Annotated in this window: 12 protein-coding genes; 2 read left to right on the top strand and 10 right to left on the bottom strand. The window is 67.3% G+C overall.

The window, feature by feature from the left end:
• The 8 genes from BW981_RS18955 to BW981_RS18920 are packed head-to-tail and all read right to left on the bottom strand — an operon-like array spanning position 1 to position 9,620.
• On the bottom strand, positions 1 to 1,185 hold the full coding sequence (locus tag BW981_RS18955; RefSeq protein ID WP_076442077.1) for an acetyl-CoA C-acyltransferase: 1,185 nt from the start codon (positions 1,183 to 1,185) through the stop codon (positions 1 to 3).
• Positions 1,182 to 3,302 carry a 3-hydroxyacyl-CoA dehydrogenase NAD-binding domain-containing protein gene (locus tag BW981_RS18950; RefSeq protein ID WP_076442075.1) on the bottom strand — a complete coding sequence of 707 codons (2,121 nt, stop codon included), beginning with the start codon at positions 3,300 to 3,302 and terminating at the stop codon, positions 1,182 to 1,184. Before BW981_RS18950 ends, BW981_RS18955 begins: the two co-directional genes overlap by 4 nt.
• A gap of 57 nt (positions 3,303 to 3,359) precedes the next feature.
• Complete coding sequence (locus BW981_RS18945) at positions 3,360 to 4,157, bottom strand: enoyl-CoA hydratase/isomerase family protein (RefSeq protein ID WP_076442073.1); 798 nt, start codon at positions 4,155 to 4,157, stop codon at positions 3,360 to 3,362.
• A gap of 41 nt (positions 4,158 to 4,198) precedes the next feature.
• Positions 4,199 to 5,815 carry a class I adenylate-forming enzyme family protein gene (locus tag BW981_RS18940; protein WP_076442071.1) on the bottom strand — a complete coding sequence of 539 codons (1,617 nt, stop codon included), beginning with the start codon at positions 5,813 to 5,815 and terminating at the stop codon, positions 4,199 to 4,201.
• On the bottom strand, positions 5,808 to 6,617 hold the full coding sequence (locus BW981_RS18935) for an ABC transporter permease (RefSeq protein WP_076442069.1): 810 nt from the start codon (positions 6,615 to 6,617) through the stop codon (positions 5,808 to 5,810). The genes BW981_RS18940 and BW981_RS18935 overlap by 8 nt, the downstream gene beginning before the upstream one ends.
• Complete coding sequence (locus BW981_RS18930) at positions 6,614 to 7,435, bottom strand: ABC transporter permease (RefSeq protein ID WP_076442067.1); 822 nt, start codon at positions 7,433 to 7,435, stop codon at positions 6,614 to 6,616. Before BW981_RS18930 ends, BW981_RS18935 begins: the two co-directional genes overlap by 4 nt.
• Before the next feature lie 33 nt (positions 7,436 to 7,468).
• Positions 7,469 to 8,515: an ABC transporter substrate-binding protein gene (locus BW981_RS18925; protein ID WP_083712486.1), complete on the bottom strand. Its 1,047-nt coding sequence runs from the start codon at positions 8,513 to 8,515 to the stop codon at positions 7,469 to 7,471.
• A 40-nt stretch (positions 8,516 to 8,555) separates the two neighbouring features.
• The gene (locus BW981_RS18920; RefSeq protein ID WP_175624174.1) at positions 8,556 to 9,620 is read right to left on the bottom strand and encodes an ABC transporter ATP-binding protein; all 1,065 of its coding nucleotides are present in this window, start codon (positions 9,618 to 9,620) and stop codon (positions 8,556 to 8,558) included.
• Between the two features lie 215 nt (positions 9,621 to 9,835).
• Between BW981_RS18920 and BW981_RS18915 the strand changes: the two genes are divergently transcribed.
• Entirely contained in the window at positions 9,836 to 10,471 is a 636-nt protein-coding gene (locus tag BW981_RS18915) for a TetR/AcrR family transcriptional regulator (protein WP_076442063.1), read from the top strand.
• A gap of 141 nt (positions 10,472 to 10,612) precedes the next feature.
• On the opposite strand, the gene BW981_RS18910 is transcribed toward BW981_RS18915, so the two are convergent.
• Both BW981_RS18910 and BW981_RS18905 read right to left on the bottom strand, forming a co-directional pair.
• The gene (locus BW981_RS18910; RefSeq protein ID WP_244560378.1) at positions 10,613 to 11,869 is read right to left on the bottom strand and encodes an HlyD family type I secretion periplasmic adaptor subunit; all 1,257 of its coding nucleotides are present in this window, start codon (positions 11,867 to 11,869) and stop codon (positions 10,613 to 10,615) included.
• An 82-nt stretch (positions 11,870 to 11,951) separates the two neighbouring features.
• Complete coding sequence (locus BW981_RS18905; protein ID WP_244560377.1) at positions 11,952 to 13,688, bottom strand: type I secretion system permease/ATPase; 1,737 nt, start codon at positions 13,686 to 13,688, stop codon at positions 11,952 to 11,954.
• 384 nt (positions 13,689 to 14,072) lie between these two features.
• On the opposite strand from BW981_RS18905, the gene BW981_RS22365 reads away from it, so the two are divergent.
• On the top strand, positions 14,073 to 18,032 hold the full coding sequence (locus BW981_RS22365) for a beta strand repeat-containing protein (RefSeq protein WP_175624173.1): 3,960 nt from the start codon (positions 14,073 to 14,075) through the stop codon (positions 18,030 to 18,032).
• Positions 18,033 to 18,485 lie beyond the last annotated feature (453 nt).

Genomic DNA, 18,485 nt, shown 5'->3' with positions numbered 1-18,485 from the left:
TCAGCCATTGATCTCGAACAGGCCGGCGCAGCCCATGCCGCCCGCGACGCACATCGTAACGACGGCATAGCGCGCCTTGCGCCGCCGCCCCTCCAGCAGCACGTGGCCGACAAGCCTGGCGCCGGTCATTCCGAATGGGTGCCCGATCGCGATCGCGCCGCCATTCACGTTGATCTTGTCCGGATCGATGCCCAGCAGGTCGCGGCAATAGAGCGACTGAGAGGCGAAGGCCTCGTTCAGTTCCCACAGATCGATGTCATCGACGGTCAGCCCGTGACGCTCGAGCAGGCGCGGCACCGCGAAGACCGGGCCGATGCCCATCTCATCCGGCTCGCAGCCGGCCGAGGCGAAGCCGCGGAAGGTGCCCAGCGGCTCGAGCCCGCGCCGCGCCGCCTCGTCCGCCGACATCACGACGCTGGCCGAAGCACCGTCCGAGAGCTGGCTGGCATTGCCGGCTGTGACAGACATGCCCTCACCGCGCACGGGCTTGAGCTTGAGCAGCCCTTCGAGCGTGGTGTCGGGCCGATTGCCCTCGTCCCGGGCGAGCGTGACCTCCTGCTGGCGGACCTCCCCGGTCTCCTTGTCGGTCACCGCCATCACTGCGCTCATCGGCACGATCTCGTTGTCGAAGAGGCGCTCCTGCTGGGCGCGGGCCGTCCGGCGCTGGCTTTCCAGCGAAAACGCGTCCTGGGCCTGCCGCGGGATGCCATAGCGCTCAGCGACGATGTCGGCCGTCTCGATCATGCTCGTGTAGATCGTCGGCTTGTTGGCCTTGAGCCAGGCGTTTTCGGTGAGATCGCGCCGCACCACCGGCTGCACCAGCGAGATCGACTCGACACCGCCCCCAACCGCGACCGGCACCCCGTCCATCACCACGCGCCGCGCAGCATGGGCGATGGCCTCCAGCCCGGACGCGCAGAAGCGGCTGACCGTGACGCCGGCCGAGCGCACGGACAAGCCTGCCACCAGCGCGGCATGGCGCGCGACATTGCCGCCGGTCGCGGCTTCCGGATAGCCGCAGCCCATCACCACCTCCTCGACGGCCTCCGGCTCCAGCTCGGCGCGCTCGAGCGCGTGCCGGATGGCATGCGCGGCCAGGTCGGCCCCCCGCAACTGGTTGAAGGCGCCGCGATGCGCCTTGCCGATCGGCGTACGCGCGGTGGAGACAATGACGGCTTCTGTCATGGCATGGGCTCCAGAGCTTTCCTGGGTGCAGCCTCCGCACCGGGCCCAGCCGACAGGCTGGCGAAGCCCCTGCCCTCTGCAGCAAGGCGTTTCAGCAGGGGTGCCGGCTCAAGCGCCTTTTCGCCGACCTCCGCCGCCTGTCCTTCCAACCGCTTCGCGATGATGTCCAACCCGACGCGGTCGGCCCAGAACATCGGCCCTCCGCGCCAGGCCGGCCAGTTATAGCCGTGGATCCACACGACATCGATGTCGCCCGGCCGCGCCGCGATTCCCTCATCGAGAATGCGGGCAGCCTCGTTGACCATCGGGTCGAGCAGGCGCGACAAAATCTCCGCCCGGCTGAAGGCCCGTCGGCTCGCGCCCAGCTCGGCCGAGATGCGCATGATCAGAGCCTCGACCTCCGGGCAGCGCTGCCCGGTTCGCGCGCCGCCGGGATAACGATAGTAGCCGCGCCCGGTCTTCTGGCCGAACCACCCGGCCTCGCAGATGGCGTCTGCGACGGCCGCCGTCAGTCCACGCGCCTTGCGCGAGCGCCAGCCGATATCGTTGCCGGCAAGGTCGGCCATGGCGAATGGACCCATCTTGAAGCCGAAATCGACCAGCGCCCGGTCGACCTCATAAGGCATGGCGCCGGCGACGAGCAGCCTCTCCGCCGCGCGGGTCCTCTGTTCCAGCATGCGGTTCCCGACGAAGCCAAAGCCGTTGCCGACCACCACCGGAAGCTTGCCAAGCCTGCGGCCGAGGGCCACGGCAGTGGCGACCGCTTCGTCAGCGACGCCCTGCGGGCGCACGATCTCCAACAGCTTCATGACGTTGGCCGGGCTGAAAAAATGCATGCCCAGCACGTCCTGCGGACGCCGCGTCGCTGTCGCCATCGTCTGGACGTCAAGATAGGAGGTATTGCTGGCCAGGATCGCGCCTGGCTTCGCCACCCTGTCGAGCTCGCCGAAAATCTCCCGCTTGACGGACATCTCTTCGAAAGCGGCCTCGATGACGACATCGGCCGTGGCTGCGGCCGGGAGGCCGATTGCGGGTGTGATCAGCGCCAGCCTTGTCTGCCGGCTCTCCGGCGTCAGCGAGCCGCGGCTGACCGACATGTCGTAGATCGCCGCGATGCGGTTCAGCCCGCTGTCGAGCGCAGCCTGCGCGGTCTCGATCAGCGTGACCGGGATGCCGGCATTGGCGAAACACATGGCGATGCCGCCTCCCATGGTCCCGGCTCCGATCACGGCCGCGGTCGCGATGGGCCGCGGCCTCATCTGCGGCCCCATCGCCGGCACCCTCGCGATCTCGCGCTCGGCGAAGAAGACATGCCGCAGGGCCTGCGAACGCTCGTCGGCGATGAGCGACAGGAAGAGCCTGCGCTCGGCTGCGGTCCCTTCCTCGAAAGGCAAGGCGAAAACGTTGCGAACGGCCTCGACCAGTGCCGCCACGTTCGGCATGCCGGCGGATTTGCGAAGCGCATCCTCAGCGCTGGCCTCGAAGGCAGCCTGTTGTTCGGCGGTGAGCAGCTCGTCCCTGGCGCTCGTGACGGGCCGGACGGCCCCTTTTGCGAAGCTGCGAGCCAGGTCGTGCGCCGACATCAGCAGGTCGTCGCTGGCGATGGCGTCGACCAGCCCCCAATCGAGTGCCCGCTCCGCAGGGACCGGATCGCCGGAGAGCATCAGGGAGAAGGCCCTGACCGGGCCTATCAGCCGCGGCAGGCGCTGGGTACCGCCGGCTCCGGGGATGAGCCCGAGCCTGATCTCGGGCAGGCCCAGCCTGGCGGCGGGAAGCGCCACGCGGCCATGGCACGCCAGCGCGACTTCAAGGCCGCCGCCCAGCGCGACGCCCTGGATGGCGGCCACCACCGGCTTGGGAGAGGCTTCGATCGCGTTCAGCACATCCGGCAGCGCCGGCGGGAGGGCGGGCTTGCCGAACTCCGCGATATCGGCCCCCGCGATAAAGGCCTTGCCCTCGGCGGCTATGACAATAGCCTCGACCGAAGGGTCGTCGCCAGCCTTCGCGATGGCCTGCGCAAGGCCTGAGCGAACGCCCGCGGAAAGCGCGTTGACCGGCGGATGATCGATGGTGACGATCGCGACATCGCCACTCAGCTGATACCGGATCCTGTCCATACGAGGTCCTGCCTGAAGCGATAGCGGCTGGGCGGCGGCCGTGCACGGCGGCCCGCTTCAACCCTGCCGATAGAGAAAGCGGTCCGGCTGAACGGGCTCCTCGCGAAGGCCCATGCGCTGGACCCGATAAAGATGCTTGGTGAAGGCCAGCGCATCGGCGCGCGACAGCTCACGGCCGCGATAATAAGCCTCCATCTCGACGCGCACCGCCTCGGGAGGGTGACGCGCGATCATGGCAGCGACCTCGCGGGCGGCCTTCATCAAGGCATCCGGCGCGACGACCTTGTTGATCAGCCGGTGCGACAGGGCCTCCTCGGCCCCCATCGCCTCGCCGGTCAAAAGCATCCACATCGCGACCGTATGCGGCAATTGCAGGCCGAGCCGCGAGGTGCCGCCCGCGCCGCCCATGCCATAGGCAATCTCGGGGAAGCCGAACTTGGCGTTGGTCGAGGCGATACGGATATCGGTCAGCGAGAGCAGGTAGATCATGCCCTGCCCCAGGCACCAGCCATTCACCGCACCGATGATCGGCTTGAAGCGCTCCAGCGCGAGCACGTCGCGTGACCAAGAGAAATCATGCGGCGCGTCGCCCTCGCCATGATGCGGCCAGAGATGGTCGGCGAGCTCGTCGCGCGAGGTGGTGCCGCGCTTGTAGCTGGTCTTGATGTCATCGCCGGCGCAGAAGCCGCGCTCGCCCGCCCCGGTCAGGATGCCGCAGCGGATCGAGGTGTCCGCCAGGAAATCCTTGAGCGCCAGGAAGAGCTCCTTGTGCATGGCGGGATTGGTCGGGTTCACCGACCCGTTCTCGATGGTGAAGACGGCGATGTCGCCATCCTTCTCGTAGCGAAGCGGCAAGGCGGTTCTCCTTCGGCGCGGAAACTTGAAACGGAAGCGGTTCAGCCGGCGAGCCAGCCGCGGGACTGGCGGTCATAGGAACCGGCCCGTAGGTCCTCGCGCTCGCCGACGATGACGTGCTTGGCGATCTTTTCGGATGGGGTCTTGGGCAGGCTCGCGCGGAATTCGAGGAAGCGCGGCACCTTGAACGGGGCCAGATGTGCGCTGCAATGCGCGAAGAACCCGTCCATGTCGAAGGTATCCGCTGCGACGCCCGGCTTCAGCACGATGCAGGCCTTGACCTCCTGCCCACGATCGATGTCCGGGACCGGGATGGCGGCGGCCTCCAGGATATCCTGCCAGCCGAGCATGACCGCCTCGACCTCGCGCGCCGCGATGTTCTCGCCCGAGCGGCGGATCATGTCCTTGATCCGCCCGACGATGTAATGGAAGCCGCGCTCGTCGCGCCGGAACAGGTCGCCGGTACGGAACCAGCCGCCCTCGCGAAAGCTGTCGGCATTGGCTTCCGGCTTGTTCCAATACCCCTGCAGGATGCCGGGACCGCGGATCCACAATTCGCCGACCTCGCCGGGCCGGACCTCGTCACCGTTTTCGTCACGGATCGTCGCTTCGCGGAAGGGTGAAGCGATGCCGCAGGTGCCCGAGCCGACCATCGATGTCGCGCCATAGGGCGTGAACAGCGCCGAGCCGACCTCGGTCATGCCGAAGCTCTCGCGCGCCACCACGTTGAAGCGGGCCTCCAACTCGGCATGCATGTTCTTCCGCAGGCCGAAGACGGAGACCATCTTCAGGGGTATCTCGCGGTCATCGGGCCGCGGCGGCTGCTTCAACACGATCTGCGGGAAGATGCAGTACTCGATGCCGTAGCGCCGGACCCAGTCGAGAAAGTTGGTTCCGGAGGGCTTGGCGGCGACGAAGAGCGTGCCCTTCAGGCGCATCGCCATCAGCAGCAGCCACTGCGGGTCCATGTAGTAAAACGGCTGGGCCGCGATGACATGCTTGACGATGCCGTTGGCGCGCATCGCCGCGACCCGGCCCAGCGTCAGCCAGTAGCGGTGACTGAGCATGCAGCCCTTGGGAAAGCCTGTCGTGCCCGAGGTGTACTGGATGTTGACGAGGTCATCGAGTTCGGGCTCTCGCCCGGGAGCGAAATCCCCGGCCGGCGTGGCCGCGAGCGCCTCCCAATCGCCCGCGGCACCGACGACGATCGGCCTGCCGAAGGCGCCGAGCTCCTTCACTTCCGGCGCCTCCCCGATCTCGGCGAGCACGCCGGCCTCGATCACGATCGTCCCGGCGCCGCTATCGCTCAGCACATAGGCGACCTCGCGCGGGGTATAGCGGACATTGACCGGCACCATGATCGCCCCGATCCGCGCCAGCGCCAGCCAGGTCAGCGGAAAGGCCGGGATGTTCGGCAGCATCACGCCGACGCGGTCGCCGAAGCCGATGCCGCGCGCCGAAAGCCCCGCCGCAAGCGAGCGAGTCTTCTCCGCAAGCTCGCGATAGCTGAGGACGATGCCGGCCTCGAAGAAATTCGCCACAGGGGCATCGCCCAGTTCGGCCGCGCTGGCTTCGATGAAGGCCGCCAGATTGGGCGGGAACGGCTCGGCCTCGATCAGCGCCCGCAGCTCGGCGGCTTCCTGCAATTCCCTATCCATCGGCCTGTTCCGTCCTGAGCCGGCGCAACCCGGCGCTGCGTGCGAATTCGGCGATACCGAGCCCGATCATCGACATCGCCACCATCACGCAGGCAGCAGCGGCGACGGTCGGGTCGAGCCTGAGATTGAGGTCGTTCCAGATCCGGAGCGGCAGGGTCTCGAGCGCCCCGGATACGAAGAGCGTGATGATCAGGTCATCGAAGGAGGCGAAGAAGGCGAACATCGCCCCCGCCAGGATCGCGGGCCGGAGCGCCGGCAGAGTCACCAGCATGAAGCTCCGCCACGGGCCGGCGCCGAGCACGCGCGCCGCGCGCTCGATCGTCTCGTCGAGATTGCGCAAGGCCGCGCTGACCACCACGATCACATAGGGCACGGCCACGACCGTATGGGCGAGGACCAGCGTGGTCAGGCTCTCCAGCCACTTCAAGCGCGCGAACAGCATGAACATGCCGAGCGCGATGACGATGCCGGGCACGATCAGAGGCGCGATGGCGAGCCCATACAGCAGCCCGGCACCGGGCAGCCGGTGACGCACGATCGCGAGCGCGCTCGCGGTGCCGATGGCGACAGAGAGGACCGTCACCAGCACGCCGATCTTGACGCTGAGCCACAGCGCCCCGCTCCAGGAGGCATCTGTGAACAGCACGCGGTACCAGCGCAGCGACCAGGCTGTCGGCGGGAAGCTGAGTATCTCCGACTCGTTGAAGGAGAGCGGGATCAGGAAGACCAACGGAAACAGCAGGAAGAAGACGATCGCGCAGAACCAGAGGGCGAGCGCGATGCGCATGAGGCGGGGGCTCATCGTGCACCCCCGTAGAGATTGCGCTCCGGCACCAGCCAGCGCAGCAGCGCGACCGCCGCGATCGTCGTCGCCAGCAACACGAGCGCCATGGCGGACGCCGCCGTCCAGTCGTTCATCTGGTGAACCTGGAGGTCGATCAGGTTGGCGATGGTGCGGTGGCGCGGTCCGCCCAGCAGCGCGGGCGTGATGTAGAAGCCGAGCGAGAGGATGAAGAGCAGCATCGCCGCCGCGACGATGCCGGGCTTCGTCATCGGCAGGTAGACATGCCAGAAGGCGCGCCAGGGCGAGGCGCCGAGCACACGCGCCGCCCGGACCAGCCCCGCATCGAGCTCCGTCATGACGCCGACCAGCGTCAGGATCGCGACCGGCAGCAGGATTTGCACCATGCCGAGATGCACCGCGAGCGGCGTGAACATGAAGCGCTGCGGCTCGTCTGCGATCCCGAGCCAGAGAAGCGAGGCGTTGAGCAGGCCCTCGCGCCCGAGCACCAGCGACCATGTGTAGGTGCGCACGAGAACGCTGGTCCAGAACGGCAGGAGCACCAGGGCGAGATAGATGCCGCGCCGCGAGGCCGGCTGGCCGGCGATGAAGCAGGCCGCCGGATAGCCGAGAACGAGGCAGATCAGCGTCACGCTCAGCGCAAGCTTCAACGTGTTCAGGAAGACCACAGCGAAGACCGGCGAGGACATCAGCCAGTTCACGCCGGCCAGCGCCCCACCCTTGCCCGAAAACGAGATCCGCATGATCTCGACGAACGGGACCACGAAGAAGATCGCGAAGAGCAGCAGGAGCGGCGCGGCCAGAAGCGGCGCCACCATCGACTTCCTGAGCACGGCGCCCGTCCCCGGCTCTCAGCTCAGCAACCAGGCGGCCCAGCGCTCGGTCAGCTTCGGCCGGTGCTCGCTCCAGTACTCCGGGTTGAAGGAGTACTGCACCGCGACATTGTCCGGATGGATCGGCAAGGTTTTGGCGAGTGCCGGGTCGACCTTCTCGATCAGGCCGGGCGCGAAGCCAGGATAGGGCGAATCCTGCAGGAGCTGGGCGCCCTTGTCCGGGTCGAGGCGCGATTTCATGTAGCGCATGGCCTCCTTGGGGTGCTTGGCGCCCTTCGGCACCGCCCAGTACGAGAGCTGCAGCGCCCCACCGCTCCAGATGATATCGACCGGCTTGCCCTCTTTCTTGAGGGGCGGCACGCGCCCGTTCCACACGGTGCCCATCACCGCCTCGCCATCGACGAGGAGCTGGACCTGCTGGGCGCCCGTCGTCCACCAGGCCGCAACGTTGCGCTTGATCTGGTCGAGCTTCTTGAAGGCGCGCTCGACATCGAGCGGGTAGAGCTTGTCGGCCGGCACGCCATCGGCGAGCAGCGCGAATTCAAGATTCTGCACTGGCGAATCCTGCAAGGCACGCGGCCCTGGAAAGCTCTTCACATCCCAGAAATCCGCCCAGGATTTCGGCACCTTGCCGCCGAACTTGTCGGTGCGATAGGCGATCACCGTCGAGAAGGTCGAGGTCACCATGCCGTATTTCTGGCGGGCGATCGGGGGCAGCTTGTTGTCGGGATCGACGATCGACCAGTCGATCTCGGTGAGCCATCCATTCTTCACGGCCTCGATCATGTCGGCCCCGCCCATCTCGGTCAGGTCCCATTCCATGTTGCCGGTCTCGACCATCGCCTTGAGCTTGGCGAGCGAGACGGGCGCCGTGGCGCGAACCCCGATTCCGGTCTCGACCGTGAAGGGCTTCTCGTAGATTCGCTCCAGCGACTTGGCGAGGCTGCCGCCCGAGCCGTTGACGGTGATCGTCACGGCCTGCGCGCGGGCGCTCGTGCCCCAAGCGGCGAGCGCCGCGCCGCCCAGCGCCAGGCGGCTCATCTCACGTCTCGTCACAGCGGTCATCGTTCGTTCCCTCCCTTTTTTATGTTGCGGAAATCGATCGTCAGCCGTCCAGGAAAGCGGCCCTCTCCAGGCTGAAGCCGAGCGTCACGGGCGCGCCGGCAATCGGGCCGTCGCCACCATGCCGGCGTTGTTCCTGCACAATCACGCGCCCGGCCTTCTCGGTCTCGACGACATAGCGATAGCTGCCGCCATGGAAGGCGACGTCGCCGATCCGCCCCGCCAGAGCCGGTGCGTCGGCGGCTTCCGTGATCCGCGTGAAATGCTCCGGCCGCAGCGCCACCCGCCCGCGCCATCCCTCCGGCAGCCGGGCCGGCGCGGAAGCATCGACTCCCGCGAAAGCGATCCGCCCCGCCGTCAGCTCGGCCGGCAGGAAATTGGTCTCGCCGACGAATTGCGCCACGAAGGCGTTGCTGGGGCTGTCGTAGACGGCGGCCGGCGTGCCGATCTGCTCGATCCGTCCCTCGCTCATCACCACGATCCGGTCGGACATGGCGAGCGCCTCGCCCTGGTCATGCGTGACATAGATCACGGTGCAGCCGATACGGCGCTGCACCTCCTTGATCTCGTCCTGCATCGCCTCGCGCAGTTTGAGGTCGAGCGCGCCCAGCGGCTCGTCCATCAGCAGCACGCGCGGCTCGAACACGATGGCGCGGGCACAGGCGACGCGTTGGCGCTGCCCGCCGGAGAGTTCATGCGGTTTGCGCCCGCCATAGCCGGCGAGCCGAACCATCGCCAAGGCCTGCTCGGCCCGGGCATGGCGTTCCGCCTTCGGCACGCCCCGCATCCGCAGCGGAAACGCGACATTGTCGCGAACGTCCATATGCGGGAACAGCGAATAGCTTTGGAAGACCATGCCGACATTGCGCTTCTCGGTCGGCAGGCGGGTGATCGAGACGCCGTCGATCAGCACGTCTCCGGCGCTGGGCTCGATGAAGCCGGCGAGGATGTTGAGCGCCGTCGTCTTGCCGGAACCGGAGGGGCCGAGAAACGTGACGAACTCCCCGCCCGCGATATCCAGCGAGAATTCCCGCAGTGCCTCGACGGGTCCATAACGCTTCGAGATCCCCGCAAACGAGATCGGAGCCCCGCCAGCGGAGGCCTGCAACCCTTTTGCGCCGCGATGTGCTAGAGATGGGTGCATCACAATCCTGAAACTGATATCAATGTCAGTATGTGAATCGGAGACGAGACGTGTCAAGCGGTCATCTATCCGCAAAGCAGGCTGAAGAAGCTGTCGATCCGACCGGAAAGGCATCCAGCGCAGCCGCTGGCTCAGGTGCGGCAGGGGCCGCAACCTCCGGCTTCAGCCTGCCGGAAGCCATGCGCGCCGAGCTTGAGGCCGCGGCGAAGCCGACCCGCTCGGAGATGACCCGCCGAAAGCTGATGATCGCAGCGGCAGAGCTGATCCAGGATTCAGGCTTCGGCGGCCTCAAGGTCGCCGATATCTGCAAGCGCGCCGATTTCGCCCACGGCACCTTCTACCTGCACTGGAAGGACAAGCGCGGTGTGGCCCATGACGTGCTCACCGCCTTCATGGAGGCGATCCGGGCGCACCGGCCCCGGCGCCGGCCCGCCCAGAGCTTCTACGAGCGCCTCGTCATCGGTCACCTCTACTACATCGATCTCTATCGCCGGAATATCGGCCTGATGCGCTGCCAGGGGCAGCTCGCCGACGAGCTCGATGAATTCGCAGCGATCGGGCTCGAGGCCAACCTCGCCCTTGCCCATCGCATCGTTCGCGCCGCGGAGCGCGAAACCCCATCGTTGACGGGCGAGCCGGTTGCCCCACGCTTGGCGGCGGCCCTGGGCTGTATCGCAATGGTCGACAAACTTCTGCATGACGTATTTGCCCGCGGTCTCGTCATCGGGCTCTCCGACCAGGAGTTGGCCACGACGTTGTCATTGAGCTGGCACCGCGCACTGCTCGGGCGAGACCCGCCATCCATGCCCGGATAGTCGCTCCCTTGGGCCGGCGTCCGTCCTGGCCCCATGGGGCACCGCGCCCCAGCTCGGCTTCAGGCCGACGGCGCCTCGGCAGGAGGCTGGCATGCGGCCGGAGGAGCGAGCACCGTGAGTGCGGCACGCTCGCTCCGCGGCTCAATGGCGGAAGCTCCGCGCCAGCTGATCCTCGATTGGCTTCATCAGATAGGCCAGCGGCGTGCGCACCCCGGTCTGGATGAAGGCTTCTACGGGCATGCCCGGCACCAGGGCCTTGCCGTCGAGACGCGCGACCTGATCGCGCCCAAGCGAGGCGCGCACCGTGTAGTAGGATACGCCGCTCTGCGGATCGGTCGTCGCATCGGCCGAGACATGGCTCAGGCGTCCCTGCAGATCGGGAGTCCTCGCACTGTCGAAGGCGGGGAAGCGAAGCATCACATCCTGGCCGATGCGCAGCCTGTCGATCATCGTCGGCTCGATCCGTGCCTCGACGACGAGCCCGTCGGTCTCGGGAACAATCAGCATGATCTGCTCGGCGGGCCCGATCACACCGCCGATGGTGTGGACGATCTGCTGATGGACGATGCCGTCCTGCGGCGCCTTCATCTCGATGCGCGCCAACTGGTCGAGTGCCGCGATCCGGCGCTCGGAAAGATCCGCGATCTTGCCGTTGACATCGCGCAGCTCGGTCGAGACCTCCCGCCGAATATCCTCGTCGATCTGGATGATCTGAAGCTCGATCTCGGCGATCCGCCCGCGGACCCTCGCCGTGTCCGAGACGAGACTGCCCCGCTCGCCGACGAGACGGGATGCCTCCCGTTGCAGCGAGGTCAGCCTCGTCAGCGCGACGAGGCTTTGGTCGAACAGCTTCTGCACGCCGCCAAGTTCCTGCTCGATCAAAATCGCCTGACCGCGGCGGGCCTCGATCTGCGCGGCCAGGCCCTTGATCTCCTCATGCGCCTGGGCGACGCGCTCGCGCAGCTGCGAGCGCTGCACATCGGCTGCGACGCGGCGGGCCTCGAACATCCGGACCTCGCCAGCCACGGCCTGCTCGACCGCCGGGTCCCCTGCCCGGGCTTGTAGTTCCTCGGGAATCTCCATCCGCGCCAGGCCGTCGCGTTCGGCCTCGAGACGGGCTCTGCGCGCCTGGAAGCGACGCAACTCGATCTCGATCAGCGCCAGGCTCGCGCGCGCATTGGTTTCGTCCAGTCGCACCAGCACGTCGCCAGCCTTGACGCGGTCGCCGTCCTTGACCCGGATCTCGGCCACGACCCCGCCGGAGGGATGCTGGACCCGCCGGACATTGCTCTCGACCACGATCTTGCCGGGCGCGATCACGGCCCCCGACAGCGGCGCCGTCACGGCCCAGACGCCTACCGTGCCGAGAAGCACGAGCGTCGCCGCGACACCGAACACGGCCGCTCGGCGGATGTCGCGGCGCGGGTTGGGCCGTGCCCGGACCCCTCCGAATCCGCGAGACCCTCCAATGCTATTTTCGTTAACCGCGCGCATCGGCCGCCACCACGATCTTGGGAGGAGAGGATGGCGCGTCCGCCTGTCCGGGTCGCGCAGCGAGGCTCTTGCGGAGAACCTCCTCCTTCGGACCGAATGCCTGGACCTGCCCGTCGGCCAGGATCAGGACTTGGTTGATGCTGGCCAGTGCCGAGGGGCGGTGCGCGATCACCACGACAATTCCGCCCCGGGCCCGGATCCCGCCGATCGCGGCCGTCAGCGCCGCATCCCCCTCGGCGTCGAGGCTGGCATTCGGCTCGTCCAGCACGACGAGGAAGGGATCGCCATAGAGCGCCCTCGCCAGGCCGATACGCTGCCTCTGCCCCCCGGAGAGCACGCGCCCGGCCTCGCCGATCGGCGTGTCGAAGCCTTTGGGAAGACCGACGACCAGTTCATAGGCCCCTGCCGCCTTCGCGGCGGCCCGCACAGCCTCCTCGTCGATCGCCGGATCGAAGCGGGCGATGTTCTCGGCGATCGTGCCCGCGAAAAGCTGCACGTCCTGCGGCATGTAACCGATGATCGCGCCCCGCTTCGGCTCCGGCCACTGGTCGAGCGTGGCGCCATCCAGCCGCAGGCTGCCGCGCTGCGGCGGCCAAACCCCGACGAGCGCGCGCGCGAGCGACGACTTGCCCGAGGCGGAGGGGCCGATCACCGCAAGCCCCTGACCCGCCTCAAGAGTGAAGGCGACGTCCTTGACGGTCGGCGTCTGGCTGCCCGGCGGGGCAACAAAGACGTGATCGAGCGTGAGACAACGCGTCGGAAGATCGGGCGCGACCGCAGGAGGAGCCTCCTCCGTGCCAAGGCTCGTCTTCAGTCGACCCCAGGCTTGGCGCGCACCGATGAAGGGGCGCCAGCTGCTGATCGCGAGCTCGATCGGGGCCAATGCCCGGCTGCTCAGCACCGAGGAAGCGATCATCACGCCCGACGACGCCTGATCGTGCATCACCAGCCAAGCTCCGACGCCCAGCATGGCGGATTGCAGCATGAAGCGGATCACCTTCGACATTCCGCCCAAGCCGCCGGTCACGTCGGAAGCGCTCAGACCGGCGGCCACATTTCGCTCGCTGATCGCCTCGAGCTGTCGCGTGACGCGCTGGCCCATCCCCATGGCCGCCACCGCCTCCGCATTGCGCCGCACGGCCTCGATCAGCATCGTCTTTTCGCTGCCGGCTCGGGTCAGTTCGGCGCTCGGCCTGCGCGATAGGAATTCGGTCAGCAGCGCCAGCACGATCAGGATGAGAGCGCCCGCGACAAGGGTCCATCCAAGATAAGGATGGAGGATGAAGCAGAGGCCGGCATAGAGCGGGATCCAGGGCAGATCGAAAAGCGTGGTCGGGCCGAGGCCGGATAGGAAGCCGCGGACACTGTCGAGATCGCGCGAGAGCTGGCTGCCGCCGGGCGCGCCGCGGAGCTGGCCGGCGAGAATGGCGCCGAGGACGGGGCCGCTCAACCGGCCGTCGAGCTCAGCACCGATGCGGCTGAGGATGCGCTGACGCAGCCAGTCAAAGACGCCGAGCATGATGAAGAGCGCCGCCACGATCAGCGAGAGCGCGACCAGGGTCGGCACGCTCCGCGAAGGCAAGACCCGGTCGTAGACCTGCAGCATGTACAGGGAGCCGGTCAGCATCAGCACGTTGACGATGGCGGAGAAGAGCCCGACCGCTAGAAAGGCGCCGGAGCAGGCGGCCAACGCATCGCTGGCCGCGTTTTTGGGAGACTTCAACAGCAAGGGACGCATTCCCGAACGCAAACAGATAAAAGCCGAGAACCGGCGAGCACGCTGGCAGTCGTTTTACCTGCCGCGGCACGCTTAGGCGCGGCATATGACAAAGCGTTGAAGGTCAGACGCGACCGTCATCCGATTGTCGATGGTGCCATCGCTTCGCGGCCGTCGACCGGGACTGTTCGGGATCCGCCTCCACGCGGGCCTGCGTGAGAAGGCCGCATTTCTCTTCCGAACCCGCCGGGAAACTTCGACTCTGTCAGACAACCGTCAAGAGACCGTCATCCTTAACAAACTATTAAGCTCACCTCGTCTCGGCCTGGAGACGGTTTCGGCCGCGCTACGCGCCGGCACTTTGCTTAATTGGCTACAAGGATGGATATCATGACGCGCCCGGTCGGTTCGGTCAGCTTCATCGGATACAGCACGGATTCCGCCAATGGCGTGTTGATCCGCGTGCTCGAGCCCGTGCTCGCGGGCGACGTTGTGACGATCACGCCCGATGGCGCGAGCGACACCGGCGAGCAGGCCGGTTGGACCTGGGTCGCCGATCGCGATCTTGAGGCGGGAACGACGCTGACGGTCGAGAACCTCTCCTCGGGCGAGGCTCCCTCCGACCCGGCCGATGTCGAGACGACGGGGAGCATCGGCGGCCGGCGCGTGGCGCTCGGGAGCTCGACCTCGCCGGACCAGTTCGACCACATCACTGCAAACACCTTCGTCATGCCGATGATCGCCAACCCGGCGATCACATCCTCCTCGCGGGATTCAACGTCGGTGAGCAGCGTCGACGCAGGCGGAGGCGCCAGCCCATCGGCCTCGGCCCGCGGCCTTTTCGCCAGCCAACGCTTCTCCTCCACCGGGGGCACGACGGGCGAGCAGACAGCATTGGTGGTGCCGGCCAGCTCCGAAGAGACTCTGACCTCCGGCCCGGAAGAGAATACCCCCGATGCAGCGGCGAACCCGACATTCACGGAAGGCAACGACAGCCTGACCAATGACACGCTTCTGCTGGCCGGCGTCGCGATGCTCGGAGGCAATGACACGCTGACCAATTCGGGGACCATCATCGGCACCGACGGCGTCGCCATCGACATGGGCGCGGGCAATGACACCGTCACGCTTCTCGAGGGTTCGCAGACATTCGGCGAAATCCGGCTCGGCAGCGGCGACGACCGGCTGACCGCGACCGATGTCGAGCAGGATCTGTCGGTCGATGCCGGCGACGGCAACGACATCGTCGTGTCCGGGGCCGGTGACGACCTCGTCCGCGGCGGCGAGGGCGACGATGAACTCGACGGCGGCGACGGTGACGATGCGCTGCAGGGTGGCAACGGCAATGACCGTCTCGTCGGTGGCCTCGGCGACGATTTCCTGCTGGGCGGCGCGGGCAACGACAGCCTCGTCGGCGGTGCCGGCAATGATCTGCTCGACGGCGGCGACGGCATCGACACCGCCGATTACAGCAGCGACACCGATGGCGTTACCGCCAATCTCGGCACCGGTCAGGCGGATGGCGACGGCATCGGTCGCGATACCCTGACCGGCGTCGAAAACATCATCGGCGGGTCGGGCGACGACGTGCTCACCGGCAACGAATTGGCCAACCTGCTCGATGGCGGGGCCGGCAAGGACCGTATCGTGGCCGGGGCCGGCGACACCGTCCGCGGCGGCGATGGCGACGACGTGATCGAGATCTATACCCAGACCGGCGCTCCCGCGGCCGTCGACGGCGGTGCGGGCGACGATACCCTGAAGCTGCTCGGCAGCGGCACAGGCACCCTCGCCGCCAGCACGGTGCTGAATGTCGAGCATCTTCAGGTCGCGGGCGGCGCCTGGGCGGTGGGCGACACCAAGAGCTACACCGACATCGTCGTGAAGAACGGGGCGGCCGTCACGGACGTCATCTATCAGAAGAGCGGCCAGACCGTGGTCGTCGAAGCGGGCGGCGCTGTCGGCAATGACGGATTGGGCCGCCATCTCCAGGCGAGCGGCGGCGCGGTCGACAATGCAGGCCTCATCGACGGGGTCAGCTATGTCGGCGGCAGCCAGGCGGGCACCTTCTCCGTCGTCAACCAGGCGACCGGTGTGATCACCAACCTGCTGGCGGTGGTCGGCAAGCTGGAGCAGAGCACCGCGGCCGTGGTCAATCATGGCCGCATCTATGGCAGCACGAACGGCACGATCGCGATCGATTTCGAGTCGGCGACCGGCACGGGCGCCCACATCGTCAACGAGGCCGGCGGCGTCATCGCCACGGCCTCGCATCAGGACGTGATCCGCGGCGGCCAGGGCACGGTGATCGAGAACAGCGGCACGATCCGCTCCGACGCAGATTGGGTCACTGCGGATGGCGAGGTGATCGGCGGCGGCGACGCGATCGACTTCAAGAAGAAGACGGGTGGCTCCGTCCATAACTACGACGGCGGCCTGATCGAAGGCTCTCATCATGCCATCACCGGCAAGAAGGGCCTGACCGTCGTCAACGACGCGGGCGGCACGCTCGTCGGTCGCAACGGCTCCGCCGTCAACATCGACAATGACGCAGCCGTCGCCAGCACGGTCTTCGTGACCAATCGCGGCGTCATGGAAGGCCGTTCGGCCGGCTATGAAGACTCGGATGGCGACGCGATCGACACCGATGGTCTCGCCCGGATCGAGAACTGGGGCCAGATCAAGGGCCTCGGCGCCAATGGCTATCACAATGGCTACGAGGCCACAGACGCCAACATCTCCGAAGCCATCGCGATCGGCGGCGGCACGATCATCAACTACGCGGGCGCGACGATCTACGGCTACGGCCGCGCCATCGAGGTCGACAATTCATCGAACGGCCCGGCTTTCGCTTCGACCGTCATCACCAATGACGGCACGATCGAGGGCGGCGGCCACGGCCCGACCGGCGTCAGTGCCGAGCATGCCGCGATCATGCAGGCCAAGATCGACGGCGCCGAAGCGATCAACATCGTCGGCGCGGCCAATGACAGCATCACCAACGGCGCCACCGGCAAGATCATCGGCGGCATCTTCACCGATGGCGGCGATGACGTGCTCAGCAATGACGGCACGATCACCGCCACCGGCGGCTCGGCGGTGAATATGGGCGAGGGTGACGATCTCGTCGTCAACCGCGCCATCATCACCGGCGCCGTCCTGCTCGGCGCCGGCAATGACGAGTTGATCAACCAGAGCGCGGGCGTGATCACCGGCGATGTGAGCTTCGGCGACGGCAACGACAAGCTCGGCAACACCGGCAAGATCACCGGCACGGTCGACATGGGCGCCGGCGACGACTTCGTGAACCTCTATGTCGGCTCCAAGGCCGAAGGCCAGATCCTGCTCGGCGACGGCAATGATCTGCTGATCGCGAACGACTGGATCTCCACCGACATGGCGATCGATGGCGGCGCCGGCAACGACGAGATCTACACCTCCTTCGGCAACGACACCGTCAGCGGCGGCGACGGCAACGACCGGATCTACGCCAATAGTGGCAACGACACGGTCAATGGCGGCGCCGGCGACGACGAGATCTACGGCCAGGCCGGCAACGACGTCATCGACGGTGGCGATGGCGCCGACCTCATCAACGGCGGCGACGGCGACGATGTCCTCAAGGGCGGTCTCGGCGACGATGTGTTCAAGGCCGGGCCAGGCCATGACGTCATCGATGGCGGCGAGGGCTACGACACGCTCGATCTTTCGGCCGCCAGCGGGACGCTGTTCATCGACATGGCCTCCGGCCGGATCGCTGGCGCCGGCATCGGCGTGCAGAGCTTCACCAATATCGAGAACCTGCTGTTTGGCGCGGGCGGCGACACCGTCACCGGCGGCAATGGCGACGACAGCTTCGACGGCGGCGATGGCGACGATACGCTCAATGGCGGCGCCGGCGACGATTCCCTCGTCGGCTCGGCCGGGCTCGACACGCTGAATGGCGGCTCGGGCGACGACCTGCTCGACGGCGGCGAAGACGCCGACATTCTCTCCGGTGGCTCGGGCGACGATACGCTCTACGGCAAGGCCGGCGACGATGTCCTCAAGGGCGGCTCGGGCGACGACTGGATCGAGGGCGGCGCCGGCGACGACGTGCTGACCGGCGGTTCGGGCACCGACACCTTCCACTTCGCCACCGGCTTCGGCCGCGACGAGATCACCGATTTCGGCGCCTCCGATGACGACGTCATCAGCTTCGACGGCCTGTTCACCGACTTCGCCTCGGCGATGACCTCGGCGGCGCAGGTCGGAGACGATGTGGTGTTCACGGTTGACGATCACACGAGCCTGACGCTCGCACATACGAGCCTCGCAAGCCTCGGGGCCGACGACTTCCGCTTCGCCTGACCCGACCGCCATCCATCCTGGCAACGCCCTCGAGGGCACGGCGGCACCAGCCGCCGTGCCCTTTTTTTGCGTCGGCCGCACGCGGGGCGCGGGCGACCCCTCGACCGCCCTCGGCGCTCTCCCGGCATCTTCGGAAGACCGTCGGACGACAGAGCGTGCGACTGACGCCCGGTCCCTAGGTCAGGTTTGCAAGGTCGGCGATGTGCGAACGTCGCCCCGTTGCTGCGGGCGCTCCACGCGCCATCGGGGCCAGCCGGCCGGACAAGCCCGCCACACTCGCCAATGCCTGATAGCGGCCACCTAAACGAAGAGAGGGCGCCGCGAGGCGCCCTCCCAGGAGATGCAATGGATCGGTTCGCTCAGACGAAGCGGAAGTCGTCTGCCGCGAGGCTGGCGAGGTGCACGCCCTTCAGCGTCAGCGTGGTGTCGGCGTCGATGGTGAAGACGGTGTCG

This window comes from Allobosea sp. TND4EK4, from assembly GCF_900156025.1.
Classification (GTDB): Bacteria; Pseudomonadota; Alphaproteobacteria; order Rhizobiales; family Beijerinckiaceae; genus Allobosea.
This window is presented reverse-complemented; position numbering and strand designations above follow the sequence as displayed.

Coding starts and splice junctions, on each gene's coding strand:
- BW981_RS18955 (WP_076442077.1), bottom strand. CDS start 1,185: ATGACAGAAGCCGTCATTGTCTCCACCGCGCGTACGCCGATCGGCAAG.
- BW981_RS18950 (WP_076442075.1), bottom strand. CDS start 3,302: ATGGACAGGATCCGGTATCAGCTGAGTGGCGATGTCGCGATCGTCACC.
- BW981_RS18940 (WP_076442071.1), bottom strand. CDS start 5,815: ATGGATAGGGAATTGCAGGAAGCCGCCGAGCTGCGGGCGCTGATCGAG.
- BW981_RS18935 (WP_076442069.1), bottom strand. CDS start 6,617: ATGAGCCCCCGCCTCATGCGCATCGCGCTCGCCCTCTGGTTCTGCGCG.
- BW981_RS18930 (WP_076442067.1), bottom strand. CDS start 7,435: ATGGTGGCGCCGCTTCTGGCCGCGCCGCTCCTGCTGCTCTTCGCGATC.
- BW981_RS18925 (WP_083712486.1), bottom strand. CDS start 8,515: ATGACCGCTGTGACGAGACGTGAGATGAGCCGCCTGGCGCTGGGCGGC.
- BW981_RS18915 (WP_076442063.1), top strand. CDS start 9,836: ATGCGCGCCGAGCTTGAGGCCGCGGCGAAGCCGACCCGCTCGGAGATG.
- BW981_RS22365 (WP_175624173.1), top strand. CDS start 14,073: ATGACGCGCCCGGTCGGTTCGGTCAGCTTCATCGGATACAGCACGGAT.